Source organism: Gibbsiella quercinecans (assembly GCF_002291425.1).
GTDB classification, from domain to species: domain Bacteria; phylum Pseudomonadota; class Gammaproteobacteria; order Enterobacterales; family Enterobacteriaceae; genus Gibbsiella; species Gibbsiella quercinecans.
Map to the genome: position 1 here is coordinate 4138750 of NZ_CP014136.1, position 18145 is coordinate 4156894.

15 protein-coding genes are annotated in these 18145 nt (G+C 60.6%); 6 read left to right on the plus strand and 9 right to left on the minus strand.

Features of this window, described 5'->3' with window-relative positions:
- Positions 1–39: 39 nt before the first annotated feature.
- Together bcp and ACN28Q_RS18955 are read right to left on the minus strand one after the other, a co-directional pair.
- Positions 40–504, minus strand: a complete 465-nt coding sequence (gene bcp, locus ACN28Q_RS18950; RefSeq protein WP_095847770.1) for a thioredoxin-dependent thiol peroxidase — start codon at positions 502–504, stop codon at positions 40–42.
- Positions 505–506: 2 nt separating this feature from the next.
- Complete coding sequence (locus ACN28Q_RS18955) at positions 507–1079, minus strand: glycine cleavage system transcriptional repressor (RefSeq protein WP_095847771.1); 573 nt, start codon at positions 1077–1079, stop codon at positions 507–509.
- Positions 1080–1225: 146 nt separating this feature from the next.
- Between ACN28Q_RS18955 and dapA the strand changes: the two genes are divergently transcribed.
- The 6 genes from dapA to ypfH all read left to right on the plus strand — a co-directional run bounded on the left by dapA (position 1226) and on the right by ypfH (position 8432).
- Positions 1226–2116, plus strand: a complete 891-nt coding sequence (gene dapA / locus ACN28Q_RS18960) for a 4-hydroxy-tetrahydrodipicolinate synthase (protein ID WP_095847772.1) — start codon at positions 1226–1228, stop codon at positions 2114–2116.
- 65 nt (positions 2117–2181) lie between these two features.
- On the plus strand, positions 2182–3234 hold the full coding sequence (gene bamC, locus ACN28Q_RS18965) for an outer membrane protein assembly factor BamC (protein WP_095847773.1): 1053 nt from the start codon (positions 2182–2184) through the stop codon (positions 3232–3234).
- Between the two features lie 193 nt (positions 3235–3427).
- Complete coding sequence (purC, locus tag ACN28Q_RS18970) at positions 3428–4141, plus strand: phosphoribosylaminoimidazolesuccinocarboxamide synthase (protein WP_095847774.1); 714 nt, start codon at positions 3428–3430, stop codon at positions 4139–4141.
- A 419-nt stretch (positions 4142–4560) separates the two neighbouring features.
- Complete coding sequence (gene ypfJ, locus ACN28Q_RS18975; protein ID WP_095847775.1) at positions 4561–5430, plus strand: KPN_02809 family neutral zinc metallopeptidase; 870 nt, start codon at positions 4561–4563, stop codon at positions 5428–5430.
- Positions 5431–5591: 161 nt separating this feature from the next.
- Positions 5592–7604 carry a tRNA(Met) cytidine acetyltransferase TmcA gene (locus tag ACN28Q_RS18980; protein WP_095847776.1) on the plus strand — a complete coding sequence of 671 codons (2013 nt, stop codon included), beginning with the start codon at positions 5592–5594 and terminating at the stop codon, positions 7602–7604.
- A gap of 141 nt (positions 7605–7745) precedes the next feature.
- Complete coding sequence (ypfH, locus tag ACN28Q_RS18985; protein ID WP_095847777.1) at positions 7746–8432, plus strand: esterase; 687 nt, start codon at positions 7746–7748, stop codon at positions 8430–8432.
- Positions 8433–8447: 15 nt separating this feature from the next.
- On the opposite strand, the gene ACN28Q_RS18990 is transcribed toward ypfH, so the two are convergent.
- From ACN28Q_RS18990 to ACN28Q_RS19020, 7 genes are all read right to left on the minus strand, one after another.
- Positions 8448–9350, minus strand: a complete 903-nt coding sequence (locus ACN28Q_RS18990) for a transglutaminase family protein (protein ID WP_095847778.1) — start codon at positions 9348–9350, stop codon at positions 8448–8450.
- Positions 9347–11836 carry a circularly permuted type 2 ATP-grasp protein gene (locus ACN28Q_RS18995; protein WP_095847779.1) on the minus strand — a complete coding sequence of 830 codons (2490 nt, stop codon included), beginning with the start codon at positions 11834–11836 and terminating at the stop codon, positions 9347–9349. The genes ACN28Q_RS18990 and ACN28Q_RS18995 overlap by 4 nt, the downstream gene beginning before the upstream one ends.
- A gap of 93 nt (positions 11837–11929) precedes the next feature.
- The gene (locus ACN28Q_RS19000) at positions 11930–15220 is read right to left on the minus strand and encodes a transglutaminase family protein (RefSeq protein WP_095847780.1); all 3291 of its coding nucleotides are present in this window, start codon (positions 15218–15220) and stop codon (positions 11930–11932) included.
- Positions 15221–15470: 250 nt separating this feature from the next.
- A complete protein-coding gene (locus tag ACN28Q_RS19005) occupies positions 15471–15662 on the minus strand; it encodes a YpfN family protein (protein ID WP_095847781.1) in 192 nt (63 codons plus the stop codon).
- A gap of 2 nt (positions 15663–15664) precedes the next feature.
- Positions 15665–16339 carry a M15 family metallopeptidase gene (locus ACN28Q_RS19010; RefSeq protein ID WP_095847782.1) on the minus strand — a complete coding sequence of 225 codons (675 nt, stop codon included), beginning with the start codon at positions 16337–16339 and terminating at the stop codon, positions 15665–15667.
- Complete coding sequence (gene dapE, locus ACN28Q_RS19015) at positions 16336–17463, minus strand: succinyl-diaminopimelate desuccinylase (protein WP_095847783.1); 1128 nt, start codon at positions 17461–17463, stop codon at positions 16336–16338. Before dapE ends, ACN28Q_RS19010 begins: the two co-directional genes overlap by 4 nt.
- Positions 17460–17846 (minus strand): ArsC family reductase, encoded by a 387-nt coding sequence (locus tag ACN28Q_RS19020; RefSeq protein ID WP_095849094.1) that lies wholly within the window; start codon positions 17844–17846, stop codon positions 17460–17462. Before ACN28Q_RS19020 ends, dapE begins: the two co-directional genes overlap by 4 nt.
- Between the last annotated feature and the right edge of the window lie 299 nt (positions 17847–18145).

Genomic DNA, 18145 nt, shown 5'->3' on the forward strand with positions numbered 1-18145 from the left:
GCAAGCGCAGCGGCTGCTGCGCTTGCGAAATATCAGGGTTTACTGCTGCAGGTAGTTCAGGACGACATCGTGATGGTTGGTGGTTTTGAAATCGTCAAACACTTTCTCGATCTTGCCGTTGGTGCCAATCAGGAAACTGATGCGGTGAATGCCATCATAGGTTTTCCCCATAAAGGTTTTTTCACCCCACACGCCAAACTGCTCGGCTACCTGATGGTTTTCATCCGATAGCAGCGTAAAGTTAAGCAGTTCTTTTTCGGCAAAACGCGACAGCTTTTCGGGTTTATCGGTGCTGATGCCGAGGACTTCAACACCGGCCTTTTTCAGATCGTCCATGTTGTCCCGCAGGCCGCAGGCTTGAACGGTGCAGCCTGGCGTCATCGCCTTGGGGTAAAAGTAGACCAGTACTCGTTGTCCCTGGAAGTCGGCCAAATTAATTTCCTCGCCATCCTGATCGGGTAAACTAAATTTTGGCGCTATATCACCGGCTTTCAATGGGCTCATCACTACTCTCCATCTTTCTCATCATGCTGTGGATAGTTCACTATGCTAATACTGCCTTGTGCATTCAGTTCTGTACATAGGCGATGAAAAGCTTGCTCAATATTTGCGGTATCCGGGTTACCGGCGGGGCTGTGGGCGGTAATCTGGATATACAGCTGCGGCGGCAGGTCGCCTTCGGCTGGCTGCGTGCGCGAAACCAGTTCGGCGATGTTCATCTGGCTGGCGTGGAACAGGCCGGTAAAGCGCTCGATGATGTGCGGCGAGTCTTTGACTTCAACCTGCACCCAGACTGAAGCCGGCATCGGCGGCCTGGCCTGTGCGGTTGTGCGCTTCATCACAATAAGCAGATCCAGCTCCGCGCCTTTTTGCGCCAGCGTGGATTCGATCAGCGTAATGGCGTTCCAACTGCCGGAAAGCAGCATGATAAAGGTGAATTCTTCACCCAGCATGGCCAGACGACTATCCTCGATATTGCATCCGCAACTGCTGACGTGGCGGGTGATAGTGTTGACGATACCGGGACGGTCTGCACCGAGCGCGGTAATCACGAGATAGTGTTCATCTGGCTTAGGCAAAATTGGGGCTTCCTGTCGTGCATTGTGGGTTTCCCATGGTAAACATAAAAAAAACCGCCTGCCAAGCGCTTAGCGCGCCTTGTTTACTTGCTTTTGGATAGGTAGCAAAAGTACCATGAGTCACCTGTTTGTGGAGGGGATGGCTAATGTTTACGGGAAGTATTGTTGCACTGGTAACGCCGATGGACGACAAAGGTGCCGTTGATTGTGCGAGCCTAAAAAAACTGATTGATTATCATGTAGCCAGCGGAACCTCGGCTATCGTATCCGTAGGGACTACCGGCGAGTCTGCAACGCTTGCCCATGATGAGCATGCCGATGTGGTGTTGAGAACGCTGGAGCTGGCCGCCGGCCGCATTCCGGTGATCGCCGGTACCGGCGCCAACGCCACCGCAGAAGCAATTTCACTGACCCAGCGCTTTGAGGGCACGGGCGTTGTGGGCTGCCTGACGGTCACGCCTTACTACAATAAGCCGACCCAGGAAGGGCTGTTTCAGCACTTCAAAGCCATTGCGGAAAGCACCGAACTGCCGCAGATTCTCTATAACGTGCCTTCCCGTACCGGCTGCGACATGCTGCCGCCAACGGTAGCGCGCCTGGCCAAACTCAAAAATATTGTTGCGATTAAAGAGGCCACGGGGAACTTAAGCCGCGTTAGTCAGATCCAAGAGCTGGTTGATGATAAAGACTTCATCCTGCTGAGCGGCGACGACGCCAGCGGTCTGGACTTTATGCAACTGGGCGGCAAAGGGGTTATTTCCGTCACGGCCAACGTGGCCGCGCGTGAAATGGCGCAGCTTTGCCGGCTGGCGGCCGAAGGCAACTTAGCCGAGGCGCGCCGTTTGAATCAGCGCTTGATGCCGTTGCATCAGGATTTGTTTGTAGAAGCAAACCCAATTCCTGTTAAGTGGGCCTGTAAGGCATTGGGTTTGATGGCAACCGATACGATGCGTCTGCCGATGACGCCGTTGACCGAAGCTGCCCGTCCGGTAGTGGAGCGTGCGCTGAAAAGCGCCGGTTTGCTATACCCTCATTAACGGGGGCCGCAGCCATAGTTGCTGCAGCTTCGCGTTTATGGGGATATCACTCTTAGGGAGATTTGATGATCTATTCATTGCAAAAGTCGACGGTAGCAAAAGTCGTGGGTATTTCGCTGGTGATGATGCTGGCGGCCTGTACCAGCGACCAGCGGTACAAACGCCAGGTCAGCGGCGATGAGTCCTACCTCGATGCGGCGCCGCTAAAAACGATTAACGCGCCCGCCGGTATGATCCTGCCGGTGCAGAACGGCAATTATGATGTCCCATCGGCCCGTAGCACCGGGCAGCTTGGCAAGCAGTTGGATATCCGGCCGCCGGTGCAGCCGCTGGCCTTGTTGAGCGGCTCCCGTGCGCAATACACCGCGGACAGCGGTACGCTGCTGTTGGAAAACAGCCCGCAAAACCAGAACCTGTGGTCGCGCGTGGTGGGCATCCTGCAGAGCAAGAACATCGCGATTGCCTCCCGTCAGGATGGCGCGCAGACGCTGACCACCGATTGGGTTAAATGGAACCGTCTGGATGAAGACAACCAGTACGAAGGCCGTTACCAGATCACCGTGCAGCAGCAGGGTTATCAGCAGGCGCTGATCGTGAAGTCTGTCGGCCTGCAGCAGCAGGGTAAAACGGAGCCGGTGGCCGATGCGACCGAAATCCAGCGTTATAACGGCATGATGATGAACACCATCGTTGAAGGCCTGGATAAGCTGGACAATCAGGCCAACAACCAAACCGCTAACCGATTCGGCGCGCTGGACGTGCAAAGCGGCGCGGATGAAACCGGCCTGCCGCTGCTGATCGTGCGTGCGCCGTACACGGTAGTTTGGGATCGTCTGCCGCCGGCGTTGGAAAAAGTCGGCATGCGCGTTGGCGATCGTAGCCGTCCGCAAGGCACCGTTGCCGTCACTTACAAATCCCTGAGCAGCGGCGACTGGAGTGCCTTGGGCACGTCCGATCCTGAACTGCGCGAAGGCGATTACAAACTGCAGGTCGGCGATTTGAACAACCGCACCAGCCTGCAGTTCATCGACAGCAAAGGGAAACCGTTAACCCAGGCGCAAAATGACGCTCTGGTGGCGGCGTTCCAGACTGCGTTTCGCCAAACCAGCGCGAAATAAATCAAAAAAGGGGCTGCGGCCCCTTTTTGTTTCGCCTGGACGGTATCGTTTGCGTGGCAGGTTTGGCACAATAGTGGGCCTGAGCGCGAAAGAATTTGTTGGTTCAAGTCTTATACTCAACAGGTTTCAGGCCGCGGCCTGAAGATGCGGGGTATATCTGTCACAGAGTGTCACATCACTGGAGTAAGTTAAGATGCAAAAGCTAGCTGAGTTGTATCGCGGAAAGGCAAAAACCGTCTACACCACTGAAAACCCCGATCTGCTGGTGCTGGAATTCCGTAATGATACGTCAGCACTGGATGGTCAACGCATTGAGCAGTTCGATCGCAAAGGCATGGTGAACAACAAGTTCAACCACTTCATCATGAGCAAGCTGGAGGAAGCGGGTATCCCCACCCAGATGGAGCGCCTGCTGTCTGATAATGAAGTGCTAGTTAAAAAGCTGGATATGGTGCCGGTGGAGTGTGTGATCCGTAACCGCGCGGCCGGTTCTCTGGTGAAACGTTTAGGGGTGGAAGAGGGCATGGTGTTGAACCCGCCGCTGTTCGATCTATTCCTGAAAAACGACGCCATGCACGATCCGATGGTCAACGAATCCTACTGCGAAACCTTCGGTTGGGTGAGCAAAACGCACCTGGCGCGCATGCGTGAGCTGAGCTACAAAGCTAATGACGTGCTGAGCAAGCTGTTTGACGATGCCGGGCTTATCCTGGTTGATTTCAAACTGGAGTTTGGCCTATTCAACGGTGAAGTGGTGCTGGGTGACGAATTCTCCCCAGACGGCAGCCGCCTGTGGGACAAAAACACCCTGGACAAAATGGACAAAGACCGTTTCCGCCAGAGCCTGGGCGGCCTGATCGAAGCCTATGAAGAAGTGGCGCGCCGCATCGGCGTGAAGCTTGACTAGGCTGTGTCCCGTAATAGTGCGTGAGTGCCGCTGGCGGTCATTGGGCTGCGCGTCAAGGCGCAAGCCGTGAGGTTTGGCGGGCCCAAATAAACGGCGAGCAACGCAGGAGCGCGGCCCAATGGCCCCAGCCCGGAGGGTCGTGCCCCCAAAGCCCGTCCTCTGCGTTATCGGGCTTGAACATAGGCCCACTATGCCCTGCGCCCGAAGCCTTGATGACGGACTTTGGACGCAACGACGGCACCACGACCTATTGCGGGACACAGCCTAACACCCCTTTTCGTTACGGGGTGCCGCCGCCGGCGCGCCCCGCTACTCTGCTTGCCTGCTTTTCCAGAAAAATTCTGCCTTTTCTTTGCCGCCATGCATTTATAATGAATGCGGTTCCCTGTGATTATTACAATTTACTCTGGAGTTTAGCTATGCGTTGGCAAGGGCGTCGCGAAAGCGACAATGTTGAGGATCGTCGCGGGCAGTCTTCCGGTATTGGCGGCGGTGGCGGTGGGTTGCGCGTGCCGGTCGGCGGCAAGGGCGGCCTGGTTATTCTGGTGGTGGTGCTGGTGGCCGGTTATTACGGTATTGATCTGACGCCGCTGTTGAACGGCGGGGATGTCACTACCACGCAAAGCCAGCAAAGCACCTCGATCAGCCCGAAAGATGATGAACTGGCGAAGTTTACCTCGGTGGTGCTGGCCTCTACCGAAGACAACTGGAAAGAAGTTTTCCAAAAGATGGGCAAAACCTATCAACCGCCCAAGCTGGTGATGTATCGCGGCGCGACCCGGACCAACTGCGGCACCGGCCAGGCGGCGATGGGGCCGTTCTATTGCCCGGCCGACAGTACGGTGTATATCGATCTGTCGTTCTATCAAGACATGAAAAACAAACTGGGCGCCGGCGGTGATTTCGCCCAGGCGTATGTGGTGGCGCATGAAGTTGGCCACCATGTGCAAAATTTGCTGGGGATTGAGCGCCAGGTGCGCCAGGAACAGCAAGGGGCTTCGCAGGCCGAGGTTAACCGCCTGTCGGTGAAGATGGAACTGCAGGCCGACTGCTTTGCCGGCGTGTGGGGGCAATACGCCGAGAAGCAGCAGATGCTGGAAGAAGGGGATCTGCAAGAAGCGCTGAATGCGGCACAGGCGATCGGCGACGATCGTTTGCAACAGCAAAGCCAGGGGCGCGTGGTGCCGGACAGCTTTACCCACGGCACGTCGCAGCAGCGTTATACCTGGTTTAAACGCGGCTTTGACAGCGGCGATCCTGGCCAGTGCAATACTTTCGCCAGCCGCTGATTCCAGGCTGTGTCCCGTAATAGTGCCCTGAAGCCCGCCCTCTGCCTTGATGATGGGCTTTGGACGTAACGACGGCATCATGACCTATTGCGGGACACAGCCTCGCGTAATGCCGGTGCTTGCCACCGGCATTTTCTTTTCGTATCCGGGTTCAGATTCTGATGCTACAGGTGATGCAACAAACAATGCGCCGGCAGGGCATCCGGCGGCTGTTGGTGCTAAGCGGTGAGGCGCCGTGGTGCCGCGCCCAGGCGCAGCAACTGGCGGCGGAGATGCCCGGCGACTGGCCGTGGATCGGCGCGGTGGCGCCGGACGGCGTGCTGCCGCTGGCGCCGCGTGCGGTGCATACCTTGCTGGGGCAAGAGCGGTTGCATGCGGTCTTTGACGCCGGCGAAGGGTTGGACGTGGAGGCGCTGGCGCAATTGGCTGGCACGTTGCGCGCCGGCAGTTGGCTGTTGTTGCTGGTGCCGCCCTGGGAACAATGGGCGCAGTTGCCCGATGGCGATAGCCTGCGCTGGGGTGATTGCGCCCAGCCGATTGCCACGGCGCATTTTATCACGCACTTGCAGCGGCAGTTGCAGGCGGATGGCGAAGTGGCTATCTGGCGCCAGGGGCAGCAGCCGGCGCTGCCCGCCTTGCCGGCCAGGCCGGATTGGCAGCCGCCGGCCGGCACGCCAACGGTGGAACAACAGGCCATTTTGCGCCGCCTGCACGGTGCGCAACGGGGCATCTGGGTGCTGACCGCCGCGCGTGGCCGCGGCAAGTCAACGGTGGCCGGCATGCTGATGGCCGGCACGGCGGAAGCGTGTTGGATCACCGGGCCAAGCCGCGCCGCTGCCGAAGTGGCCTGTGAGTGGGCGCAGGGGCGGGCGCACTTCTGGGCGCCGGATGCGCTGCTGGCGCACTGCCTGGCCCACGGTGCCGGGGCGGCGGGCTGGCTGCTGGTGGATGAGGCGGCAGCCATCCCCGGCCCGCTGCTGCAGGCGTTGGTGCGTTATTTCCCGCGGGTGTTGCTGACTACCACGGTGCAGGGTTACGAAGGCACCGGGCGCGGATTTTTGCTGAAGTTCTGCGCCGAACTGCCGCAGTGGCAGGCGCTGGCGCTGCAACAGCCGATGCGCTGGGCACCGGGGGATGCGTTGGAGCGGGCGATCGATAACGCGCTGTTGTTCAACGAGCAGCCGCCATGGTCGCCGGCGGCGGAGACCATCGTGTATTCGCCGTTGACGCAGGCCGAGCTGTGCGCCGATCCGCAACGGTTAACCCAGTTTTATGCGCTGCTTTGCAGCGCGCACTATCGCACTTCACCGTTGGATCTGCGCCGCCTGATGGATGCGCCGGGCATGCATTTTAGCGTGGCTACGGCGGCGACCAGCGTGGTGGGGGCGTTATGGTTGGTGGAGGAAGGCGGGTTGGATGCGGCGCTGGCGCATGAGGTGTGGGCCGGCCGGCGGCGGCCGCGTGGCAACCTGGTGGCGCAATCGCTGGCGGCGCACGGCGGGCTATGGTGGGCGCCGACGCTGCGTTCGCGGCGTATTACGCGCATCGCCATATTGCCCGCGCTGCGCCGCCAGGGGAGCGCCCGCGCGCTGGTGCACCAACAGTGCCGGCGGGCCGAGGGGCTGGATTTTATTTCGGTCAGCTTTGGCTATACCGCACCGCTGTGGCGGTTTTGGCAAGCCTGCGGCTTTGAACTGGTGCGAATTGGCAGCCAGCGGGAAGCCAGTAGCGGCTGCTATACCGCGATGGCGATACTGCCGCTTAGTGAGCAGGGCGTGCAACTGTGCCAGGCTGCGCACAAACAGTTGGTGCGCAACTGGCGCTGGCTGCGCCAGCGGATCGAGGTGGATCTGGAACTGCCCGGCGATGACGGCGATCCGGCGCTGGCCGAAGAGGATTGGCGCGAACTGGCGGGCTTTGCCTTTGCCCATCGGCCGCTGGAGGCCAGCCTGGGGGCGCTGCAGCGCCTGCTGCTGATTGGCGAACACACGATGCCGGCGTTATACGCCCATCTGCAGCAACAGTTGCCGGTGACGCAATGCGTCGCCCGGTTTGGGTTAAGCGGCCATAAGGCGTTGCTGCGCCGCTGGCGGCAAGAGGTGGCGCAGGCGCTGCGGCAACTGAACCCGGAACACTGTCAGTATTGGCAGCGCTGGAGCCAGTCGTTGCAATAAATGGAAAGACTTGTTCAATAAAACCCGATTTTCCTGCGATCGCTGCGGCGTATAGTGGTTTACAGCCGCCGGGCCAGGGCGCCCGGCTAACCTTTTGGCGTAGCGCGGCCGTTGAGCGCAGCCGGATCTAAGGAGCCACTGATGAAACATGAATACGTCGTAGTCCAAAACCCAACGGTACCGGCCGAACAGCTGTTTCTGCTGTATCACGGCGTGGGTGACAACCCTGCGTCGATGGCGGAGATCGGCCGTTATTTCGCCGAAGCCTTCCCGCGCGCGCAGGTGGTCAGCATCGGCAGCCCGGCTGCCGGGCAGGACAGCGGCCGCCAGTGGTTCTCGCCGCAGGATATCACCGAAGAAAACCGCATTGAGCGCGTGGCGCAGGCGATGCCGGCGTTTATCGGCAGCGTTCGCGACTGGCAGCAGCGCAGCGGCGTGGGCTATGCGGCGACGGCGCTGGTGGGGTTCTCGCAGGGGGCGATCATGGTGCTGGAAGCGCTGAAGGCCGAAGCCAAACTGGCCGGGCGCGCGGTGGCCTTCGGCGGGCGCTTTGCCGCCCTGCCGGAACGGGGGCTGGGCGACAGCGTGGTGCACTTGATCCACGGCGCCGACGACGCGACGATTAGCACCGAACACGCCCAGGCGGCGGCACAGCGCCTGCGGACACACGGCTGCGACTTTACGCTGGATGTTGAAGCAGGCGTGGGGCATGCCATTAACCAGGGCATGATGGACAGCGCGCTGGAGCGCCTGCACTTTTATGTGCCGCAGCGCTACTGGGATGAAGCTCTGGCGGGTAAACGCGGCGAGCTGATCGCTTTCCGCTGACGCCGCCGCGCGGCGTTACTGCGGCATAACGGTGACCTGCACCTCCAGCGTGTGCGCACCGCCGCCGAAGATAATGCCGTGCATCGGGCTGACGTCGCCGAAATCCCGCCCCCAGGCGACGGTAACGTGCTGTGTATCCGGCAGCAGGTTGTTGGTCGGATCGATATCCACCCAGCCGTAAGGCGGGCAAAACACGGAAACCCAGGCGTGGGAAGCATCCGCGCCGATCATGCGCGCTTGCCCTGGCGGCGGCTGGGTCAGAATGTAGCCGCTGACGTAGCGCGCCGCCAGCCCAATCGAACGCAGGCAGGCGATCTGCAAATGGGCGAAATCCTGGCAGACCCCTTTCTTTTCCTGCAGCACGGTTTCCACCGGCGTGGCGATCGTGGTGGCGGTGGGATCAAAGCTAAAGTCGGTAAAAATGTGCTCGGTAAATTCCAACAGGGCCGCCAGCAACGGCCGGTTTGGCGTAAAGCTTGGCATGGCATAGCGGCTTAGCGCGTTATCGATCGGGATAAACGGCGAAGGGAACAGGAACTGAATCGGATCGAGCATCTCTGTGCCCCCGGCGGCGAGCTGTTGGCAAACCCGCTCCCAGGGCAGGCTCTCTTGCGGCGCATATTGCGCCGTGTGCGGCAGCACGCAGACTTCAGAATCCACCCGCACGTTGAGGCGAGTATGCGGCATATGCAGTGCGAACTGCGCCAGATGGTTGCCAAAAAAATCGTTCAGTTCAAACCATTCATCCGGCAGCGGATCCACCTGTATGCGGGCGCTATCGCATTGCTGCCAGGCCAGGTTACGCGGCGATAGCCGCAGCAACTGGCGCGATTGGGATACCGGCAGGCTGTATTGATATTCGGTCACGTGGCTGACGCTGTAACGGCAGCCGCCGTTGGCGAGGGGCGTCTGGCTCATTCTTCATTCCCGATGCTGTAGTGGGGGCCATGGCTGAAAAACCGCAGGCTGAGCCGATCGGACAGCGTATCCAGCGCTTCGCGGAGCGTTGCGATAATCACTGGCAGGCGGCCTTCTTCGGCCAACCGGTGGTCATCCAGGCCGGCAATCTGCTGGGGTAATTCAAAGAGCGTGCCGTCGGTAAACGGCCCAAACTGCGCACTCAGCTTCTGCAAATAGTCCACCAGCCCTTTGAGCAGGAACATCAGCGCGCGCGGGTTTTCCTGGTTGGTGACCAACAGCGGCAGGGCGGTTGCCAGCTCCGGGCGCTGCGAGTAACGGGAGCGGTAGGTGATGATGCTGTCGCTCAGTTCCAGCCACCATTCCAGATCCGCCTGACGGATCGCGTCTTCTTCCAGCACCAGCGTCAGCATCTGGCTGACGTGCTGCAGGCGCTCAAGGCGGCGGCCGATGCTGAGGAAGCGCCAGCCTACATCGCGCGTCATGCCATCCAGCGCAAAGCCTGAAAGCGCCATCATATAGCCGATAGCCTGATCCAGTACCGCCAGCGCTTCCGCCAGGTTCCAGCGCTGCGCCTGATGATGCTGTTCCAGCTCTTTCGCCAGCCGGTTGAGCACCCGCCAGTTATCCAACGACAGCCGTTCACGCAGGTTAAAACCGATGCGCAGCAGTTGTTGCAGCGTGCCGGCAAAGCCGTGGGGTACTTCCGGATTAAACAGCGCATCCAGCAGCAGGGCGTTCAACTGCTGCGGCGGCAAGGTATCAAGCGGCTGCTCACTGTCGTCCGGCAGCAGGCCATAGTGCTGGCACAACTGCATCACCGCCGCGTGCTGGGCTTCGCTGCCTTCGTCTTCATCCAGCCGCAGCGTGAAGGTGGTGCGCAACAGACGGGCGATGTTATCGCAGCGCTCGGTATAGCGGCCCAGCCAGAACAGGTTTTCAATGGTGCGGGTCGACAGCGTGTGGCTGGCCGGCGGCAACGCCTGCGGCGCCACGTTCAACTGCGGCGTCGGGGATGAAGGCGGCGCCAGCACCCAGGTGTCTTTACTGCCCCCCCCTTGCTGCATGGTCACGATCTGGCGGCTGTTGGGGCCGGAGATGCGCGTCAGCCCACCGGGCATAACGCGATAGCCGTCCGGGCTGGCGACGGCAAACACCCGCAGACAGGTGGCGTGGTTATGTAACTGGTAGGGCGGCCGCGGCGACAGCCCGGGCGCCTGCGACAGGCTGATCGACTCTTGGGCCACATAGTTATACGGGCGCGCGCGGATGCGCTGTTTCAAGCGGGCCAGTTCATCACTGCTTAAATCGCTGCCGGTGCAGGTTTTGATGCGCAACTGCGGGAAAGCCCCTTTGATAATCAGGTTGGGCAGGTTATCCAGCACGGTTTCCAGCGCGGCGCTTTCCCCGCACCACCAGGAGGCGACGGACGGCAGCAGCAGCGGTTGGCCGAGCACCTGCTCACACAGTTTAGGTAAAAAGCCGTACAGCGCGCCGGTTTCAATCAGGCTGGAGCCGAGCGCATTGGCGATCAGCACCTGGCCCTCGCGCGCCGCCTGCATCAGGCCGGGGATGCCCAGCGAAGAATCGGGGCGGGCCTCGAGCGGATCGCAGAAGTCGTCATCCTGGCGGCGCAGAATCACGTGTACGCGCTGCAGGCCGTCCAGCGTTTTTAGCCAGACGCAGCCTTGGGAAACCATCAAATCCTGCCCTTCCACCAGCGGGAAGCCCAGGTGCCGCGCCAGATAGGCGTGCTCGAAATAGGTTTCGTTATAGGGGCCAGGGGTCAGCACCACAATGCGTGGCGTGCCGCCTTCGCCGGCGCTGCTCGGCGCCCAGTGGCGCAGGCTTTGCTGCAGCGTGCGGAAAAAGGTATTCAGGCGCCGAACCTTCAGATCGCGGAACTGTTCCGGGAAGGCGCGGGAGATCACCGTGCGGTTTTCCAGCGCGTAGCCGGCGCCGGAAGGCGCCTGGGCGCGATCGGAAATCGCCCACCAGCGGCCGTCGGCCGAACGCGCCAGATCGACGGCGTACAGGTGCAGGTAAACGTTATCCGGGCAGGGGATGCCGTGGGCCGGGCGCAGGAAGCCGGCGTGCCCATGCACCAGCGCCGGCGGCAGCAGGCCGTCGCGCAGTAGCGTTTGGCCGCCGTAGACATCGGCCAGGATACGGTTCATCAGCTCGGCGCGCTGCATAATGCCGGATTCAATCTGTTGCCATTCTTCGTGCGCAATGATCTGCGGCAGCAGATCCAGCTCCCAGGGGCGTTTAACCCCCTGCGGATCGGCATAAACGTTGTAGGTCACGCCATTTTCGAAGATCTGGCGCGCCACATGGTTCAGGCGGCTTTGCAGTTGTTCATCGGGGTAGGCGTGCAGTTCATCGGCAAAGCGCTGCCAGTGCGGACGAAAATGACCATCAGCAGCAAACAGCTCGTCATAGTGCGCGTCCGAGTACTGGTAGCGGGTAAAAAGTGATTGCGGCATAGAGGTTACTTTCCCGTTTTCCTTAGGCTTTTGCACCAGGCAACGCCTGACTGCCGCCAGCCGACCTATTCCCGGTTTCGGCTGGCGGCGGCATTAATGCCAGCGCAAATCGAGCGTGAACGGGAAGTTCGGGTTGCGCGGCTGCGGTTCAACCGTCATTTTTCCTGGTGTATGACCCATGTGCAAGAAACGCGCCAGCCTGCGGGCTTCCGCTTCATAGGCGTTAACGGGGTGGCTATCGTAATTGCGCCCGCCCGGGTGTGCGACGTGATACTGGCAGCCGCCGAGCGAACGCTGCATCCAGTTGTCCACCAGTTCGATGGTCAGCGGCACTTGCACGCCGATGGTCGGATGCAGGCAGGCTGCGGGTTGCCAGGCCCGGTAGCGCACTGCGCCGACCGCTTCGCCGACGTTGCCGGTAGGCTGTAACGGCACTGGCTGGCCGTTAACGGTGATCAGGTGGCGATCGTCGTTGAGCCCGGTCACTCTGATCTGCAGCCGTTCCACCGATGAATCAACATAGCGCACGGTGCCGCCGATTGCACCTTCTTCACCCATCACATGCCACGGTTCCAGTGCATGGCTGATTTGCACCTGAACGCCATCGGCGCAGAATTCGCCGTGCTGCGGGAAGCGGAAGGCGAAGTGGGCATCAAACCAGCCCGGATCGAATGCGTAGCCAAATTCGCCCAGTTCGCTCAGCACATCGTTAAAGTCCTGCCGCACAAAATGGGGCAGCATAAAGCGATCGTGCAGTTCGGTGCCCCAGCGGCGCAGCCGTTGCGGCTGATAGGGCTGCTGCCAGAAACGGGCCAGCAGTGCACGCAGCAGCAACTGTTGCGCCAGCGACATTCTCGCATGCGGCGGCATTTCAAAGGCACGCAGCTCCAGCAGGCCCAGGCGGCCGCTTGGCCCATCCGGCGAGTAGAGTTTATCAATACAGAACTCAGCCCGGTGGGTGTTGCCGGCGGCGTCGATCAACAGGTTGCGCAGCAGGCGGTCGATCAGCCACGGCGGCGAGGTTTCTTCGGGCTGTGGGAAGCGGCTGAAGGCGATCTCCATTTCATATACGGAATCGTTGCGCGCTTCATCAATCCGCGGCGCCTGGCTGGTGGGGCCGATAAACAGCCCCGAGAACAGGTAGGACAGCGACGGATGGTTATGCCAGAAGCCGATCAGGCTGCGCAGCAGATCCGGGCGGCGCAGGAACGGGCTTTGTGCCGGGGTGGCACCGCCCATCACCATATGGTTGCCGCCGCCGGTGCCGGTATGGCGGCCGTCGAGCATGAATTTTTCCGTCGTCAGGCGTGACTGGTGCGCCGCGTCATACAGGAAGGTGGTTTGCTCCACCAGTTCGCTCCAGTTGGCGGCCGGCTGAATATTCACTTCGATCACGCCGGGATCGGGGGTGATGCGGAAGTTGGTCAGGCGCGGATCGCCCGGCGGTTCATAGCCTTCCAGCACCACCGGGATACCGAGTGCCAGTGAGGTGGCTTCGATGGCTTCCACCAGTTGCAGGTAATCTTCCAGCGCGCGGGTGGGGGGCATAAACAGATACAGAATGCCATTGCGTGGCTCTGCGCACAGCGCCGTGCGGGCCAGGCCGTCGGCCGACTGATGCAACGCCGGGCGCGGGATGGGCGGCTGTGGCTCTGTGGCGCCTGGCGTGCTGTCGCGATATTGCTGGCGCAACTGTTGGTAGGCCGGCAGCGACGGGAACGGTTGGTGCGGATCGGTGCTGTGAATATACGGGTAATCGCTTTTCTGCACCCAGGGCAACGAATCCAGCGGCAGGCGGTAGCCCAGCGCTGAATCCCCCGGCAGCAGGTAACAGCGCTCCTCGCGCAGGAACCACGGGCCGCTGCGCCATGGCTGATTTTCTTCCTTAGCCAGCGGCAACACGTGGCCGATCACCGCATCCAGGCCCTGTTCGAAGACGTTGCGCAATCGCGCGCGCTCCAGCGGATCGTCCAGGCGTGAATCAAAGGGATCGACATTGGCCGGCAGTTTGCGCTCACGCCACAGGTAATAGAAGGTGTCTTCATAGGCCGGGAAAATATCGCTGCCGTCAACGCCCAGATATTGTGCGATGCGCTGCAAGAAATCGGCGGCCAGCGCTGGCGTGACGCCATAATCCTGGGTTTCGTCAGCGAACATGGCCGGCACCGCGATCGGTTGGCCGTCCCGGCGCCAGAAGCAGTTGAGCGACCAGCGCGGTAACTGTTCGCCGGGGTACCATTTCCCCTGGCCAAAGTGCACCAGCCCGCCTGGCGCATAGTGTTCACGCATACGCTGAAACAGTTCTGCGGCGCGCAGGCGCTTGGTCGGCCCCAGCGCATCGGTATTCCATTCGGCGCCGTCGGGATCGTCAACGGCGACGAACGTCGGCTCGCCGCCCATGGTCAACTGCACATCGTTGGCCTGCAAATCGCTGTCGATCTGGTAGCCGAGCGCGTTGATCGCCTGCCACTGTGCTTCGCTGTAGGGTTTGGTCACCCGTGGCACTTCATCGACTCGGGTAATCTCCATCCGGTGTTCAAATTCGCACTCGCATTCATCCAGCAGGCCGCTGATCGGCGCGGCGCTGGACGGTTCCGGCGTGCAGGCCAGCGGGATGTGCCCCTCGCCGGCAAACAGTCCCGAGGTCGGATCCAGCCCAATCCAACCTGCGCCGGGCAGATAAACCTCGGTCCAGGCGTGCAGATCGGTAAAGTCAGCCTCCGGGCCGGAAGGGCCATCGAGCGATTTTACATCCGGCGTCAGTTGCAGCAGATAGCCGGAGACAAAGCGGGCGGCCAGGCCCAGGTTGCGCAGGATCTGCACCAGCAGCCAGGCGGAATCGCGGCAGGAGCCGCTGCGCAGGGTCAGGGTTTCTTCCGGCGTTTGCACCCCGGGCGCCATACGGATGGTGTAACCGATGTGATTCTGCAACTGTTGGTTGAGCGCCACCAGGAATTCGGCGCTGCGCTGCGGCGCTTTGGGGATGGTGCTCAGGTAGCTTTCCAGCGTTGGCGTGAGCGGCTGGCATTGCAGATAGGGCGCCAGCTCGATTTTTTGTTCGGCGGAATAGTTGAATGGGATCTGCTCAGCCTGCGGCTCAAGGAAGAAATCGAACGGGTTAATCACCGACATTTCAACCCGCATATCCACTTCTACCCGGAAATGCTCGGTGGGTTCCGGAAACACCAGCCGGGCCAGGTAGTTCCCGTTGGGATCCTGCTGCCAGTTGATAAAGTGCGTTTCCGGGATCACTTTCAGCGAGTATGCCAGGATGGGGGTGCGGCAGTGTGCAGCGGGGCGCAGGCGTATGACTTGGGGACCCAGATTGATGCGGCGGTCATAGCGATATTCGGTCACGTGGTTTAGCGCAATATTAATAGCCATAGCTCGAGCCTCAGAATTTTGAAATCTGAAATTATCTGGCATCCATGTGCCGACGCCATTGCGAGAACCGTTACCGTGGTGGGTGAGTTGGTTGGATGAACCCCCGTCTGGATCCAGACCGTTTTAACTGCTGGGAGTGTGATTATCATCACATTAACCAATCAGAGTTAAATCTAGAGGCAATCTTTTGAGAAGTCGACTTCTTTTTACGCAGAGAAAGGGCGCCGCCGGGCAAGCGCGGCGCTCAGGGTTAGGGTTTTTTCTTTGGTTGATCGTCTTCGTCGTCGTCCCACTTCGCGTTGTTATCGCGGTGCGGCGGCAAGGTCGGTTTATTGGCCAAATAGCTTTTTACGTCGACGCGGCGCAGTTCTTTTATCCCGCTGATGATCATCCCCGCCAGGATCAGCAGAATGATCCACCAGTAATCAGCTAACCAGTGCATAGTTATTTCTTCTCTTCAGGGCGTATAAAACGCGCAAAAATGGAGGGCAAGTGGCGCGCCAGCCAGCCAGCACCGGCGACGTCGCTATCTTGCCAGGCGGCCAGCAGCAGCGCCGGCGTCAACAAATGCTCGGCCTGCTGCGCCAAGGGACGGTAGCTCAGATGCCAGGGCTCCATCGCCACGCCGCTGCTCTCGCCGCTGAACGGCCGGTAGAAGCCGAAGTCGGCCATGTTTTCCGACAGCCAGCAGGTGAGCGGGTAAAAGTAGCCGCCCTGCAGGTATTCCCAGGGTTCCAGTTGCAGCTTTTGGCCTGCCGGCAGCAGCGCCGGGGAATAGATATCCAGATCGCTGCCCCAGTGATGGCGGCTGGCGCCCGGCAGCGCAGACCAGCGCAGGATGGCTTCGCAGCGTTCGGCATCGGAAAGCGGTGTGATGTCGATGGGCTGGCTGTTGTGATCCAGCACCGGGCGTTCGCCGCGGAACTTGCCGTTCCAGATGGCCCGCTGGCGTTCAAAATCACGAAAGGTACTGGCCGGTTGTAGATCAAAACCGGCGGCCTGGGCCGCCTGCTGCATGGCGCAAAAGGCGGCGACCGCCTGCGGCTGCAGGCGATGGTTGCCCACCAGGGGCGCCAGATGCCCGGTGCTGCGCCCGGTGAGCATCTCTGGGGTGATCATGCGATCAACTGCTCCATAATACGCTGATACATGCGGCTCAGCAGTTGAAGATCGGCTGCGTTGACGCATTCGTTAACTTTGTGGATGGTGGCGTTAACCGGCCCCAGTTCCACAACCTGTGCGCCCATCCGGGCAATGAACCGCCCGTCGGAGGTTCCGCCGTTGGTCAGCAACTGCGGGGTGCGTTCGGCATAGTGCTCAACCGCGTTTACCACCGCATCCACCAGCGCACCGCGTGTGGTGAGGAAGGGCTGGCCAGACAGGCGCCAATCAATACTGTAGTTCAGTTTGTGGCGTTCCAACAGATCTTCCACCTGTTGTTTGATCTGGGTATCAGTCAGTTCGGTGCTGAAACGGAAGTTGAACTGCACGAACAGTTCACCCGGGATCACATTGTTGCTGCCGGTGCCGGCCTGAATATTGGCGATCTGCATGCTGGTGGGCGGGAAGAAGGCGTTGCCCTGATCCCATTCGGTAGCCACCAGCTCATTGAGCGCCGGCATGGCGCGGTGCACCGGGTTATCCGCCAGGTGCGGGTAGGCGACGTGCCCTTGAATACCGTGGATGCGCAGGTTAGCGGTGATGGAGCCGCGGCGCCCGTTTTTAACCACGTCGCCGACGTGCTCGGTGCTGGAAGGCTCGCCCACCAGGCAGTAATCCAGGCGCTCGTTGCGCGCCATCAGGGCTTCGACAACCTTGACCGTGCCGTGGGTGCCGTTGGCTTCTTCGTCAGAGGTGATCAAGAACGCCAACCGCCCCTGGTGATCGGGGTGCGCGGCGACAAAGCGTTCGGCGGCGACCACCATGGCGGCCAGCGATCCTTTCATATCCGCAGCGCCGCGGCCGTACAGCATGCCGTCGCGGATGGTGGGATCAAACGGCGGGTGTGCCCACAGGCTTTCGTCGCCGCTTGGCACCACATCGGTATGGCCGGCGAACGCCAGCGTTTGGCCTTCGCCGCGCCAGGCCCAGAAGTTCTGGGTATCTTCGAGATCCATCGGTTCAACGGTAAAGCCAATGGCCTGCAGGCGTTCGATCATGATGGCCTGGCAGCCTTCGTCGCGCGGGCTCAGGGACGGGCGCTTGATTAACTGTTGCGCCAGCTCGATAACAGGGCAGGTCATGATTTTACCTCGGAAAGATATTGCTGGTAAGCATCGGCGCTGAAGCCGAGCAGGGCATGGCCGTGGCCGTCATCCAGCAACGGGCGCTTGATGATGGCCGGCTGCGCCAGCATCAGGGCGATGGCTGCGTCGGCGTTATCGCAGGCGTTGCGCTGCGTTTCGTCCAGTTTGCGCCAAGTGGTGCCGCGGGTGTTGAGCAACGGTTGCCAGCCGAGGCGCGCGACAAAATCACGCAGCAGGGGCTCATCCAGCCCGTCGGTGCGGTAATCGTGGAATTGATAGGCTACGCCCTGTTCTTCCAGCCAGCGGCGCGCTTTTTTGATGGTGTCGCAATTTTTGATGCCGTAGAGGGTAAGCGATGTTGGTTGTGGTTTGTCTGCCATGGCGAAAATGCTACCTAAATTATCGTCGAATAAGGACTGAGCAACCGGCGGCAAAGCCGCAAGAAAACGATGCTGCTCGGCGATGGGAGAGATAATGCGGGAAAACCAGGGCCAGATCCAGACAACGAATACGTTTATGGCCGTGAACAACCACCTGCCAGGCTCAAACGGTGGTTTTCGCGGCCAAAAGCAGCCCTTTTATTCGCTTTGCCGGGAAGGATGCATCTGCCTGGGGGGATTCGCCGTACTTTTGGTTGCTTGCCGTTTGGCAACGGGGTAATTTGTTAATGCTATCAATA

Bases quoted from the DNA above. Each gene is read 5' to 3' on its own strand.
- ACN28Q_RS18990 (WP_095847778.1), bottom strand. From the start codon at position 9,350: ATGAGCCAGACGCCCCTCGCCAACGGCGGCTGCCGTTACAGCGTCAGC.
- bcp (WP_095847770.1), bottom strand. From the start codon at position 504: ATGAGCCCATTGAAAGCCGGTGATATAGCGCCAAAATTTAGTTTACCC.
- dapE (WP_095847783.1), bottom strand. From the start codon at position 17,463: ATGACCTGCCCTGTTATCGAGCTGGCGCAACAGTTAATCAAGCGCCCG.
- bamC (WP_095847773.1), top strand. From the start codon at position 2,182: ATGATCTATTCATTGCAAAAGTCGACGGTAGCAAAAGTCGTGGGTATT.
- purC (WP_095847774.1), top strand. From the start codon at position 3,428: ATGCAAAAGCTAGCTGAGTTGTATCGCGGAAAGGCAAAAACCGTCTAC.
- ypfJ (WP_095847775.1), top strand. From the start codon at position 4,561: ATGCGTTGGCAAGGGCGTCGCGAAAGCGACAATGTTGAGGATCGTCGC.
- ypfH (WP_095847777.1), top strand. From the start codon at position 7,746: ATGAAACATGAATACGTCGTAGTCCAAAACCCAACGGTACCGGCCGAA.
- dapA (WP_095847772.1), top strand. From the start codon at position 1,226: ATGTTTACGGGAAGTATTGTTGCACTGGTAACGCCGATGGACGACAAA.
- ACN28Q_RS19010 (WP_095847782.1), bottom strand. From the start codon at position 16,339: ATGATCACCCCAGAGATGCTCACCGGGCGCAGCACCGGGCATCTGGCG.
- ACN28Q_RS19000 (WP_095847780.1), bottom strand. From the start codon at position 15,220: ATGGCTATTAATATTGCGCTAAACCACGTGACCGAATATCGCTATGAC.
- ACN28Q_RS19020 (WP_095849094.1), bottom strand. From the start codon at position 17,846: ATGGCAGACAAACCACAACCAACATCGCTTACCCTCTACGGCATCAAA.
- ACN28Q_RS18980 (WP_095847776.1), top strand. From the start codon at position 5,592: ATGCTACAGGTGATGCAACAAACAATGCGCCGGCAGGGCATCCGGCGG.
- ACN28Q_RS19005 (WP_095847781.1), bottom strand. From the start codon at position 15,662: ATGCACTGGTTAGCTGATTACTGGTGGATCATTCTGCTGATCCTGGCG.
- ACN28Q_RS18995 (WP_095847779.1), bottom strand. From the start codon at position 11,836: ATGCCGCAATCACTTTTTACCCGCTACCAGTACTCGGACGCGCACTAT.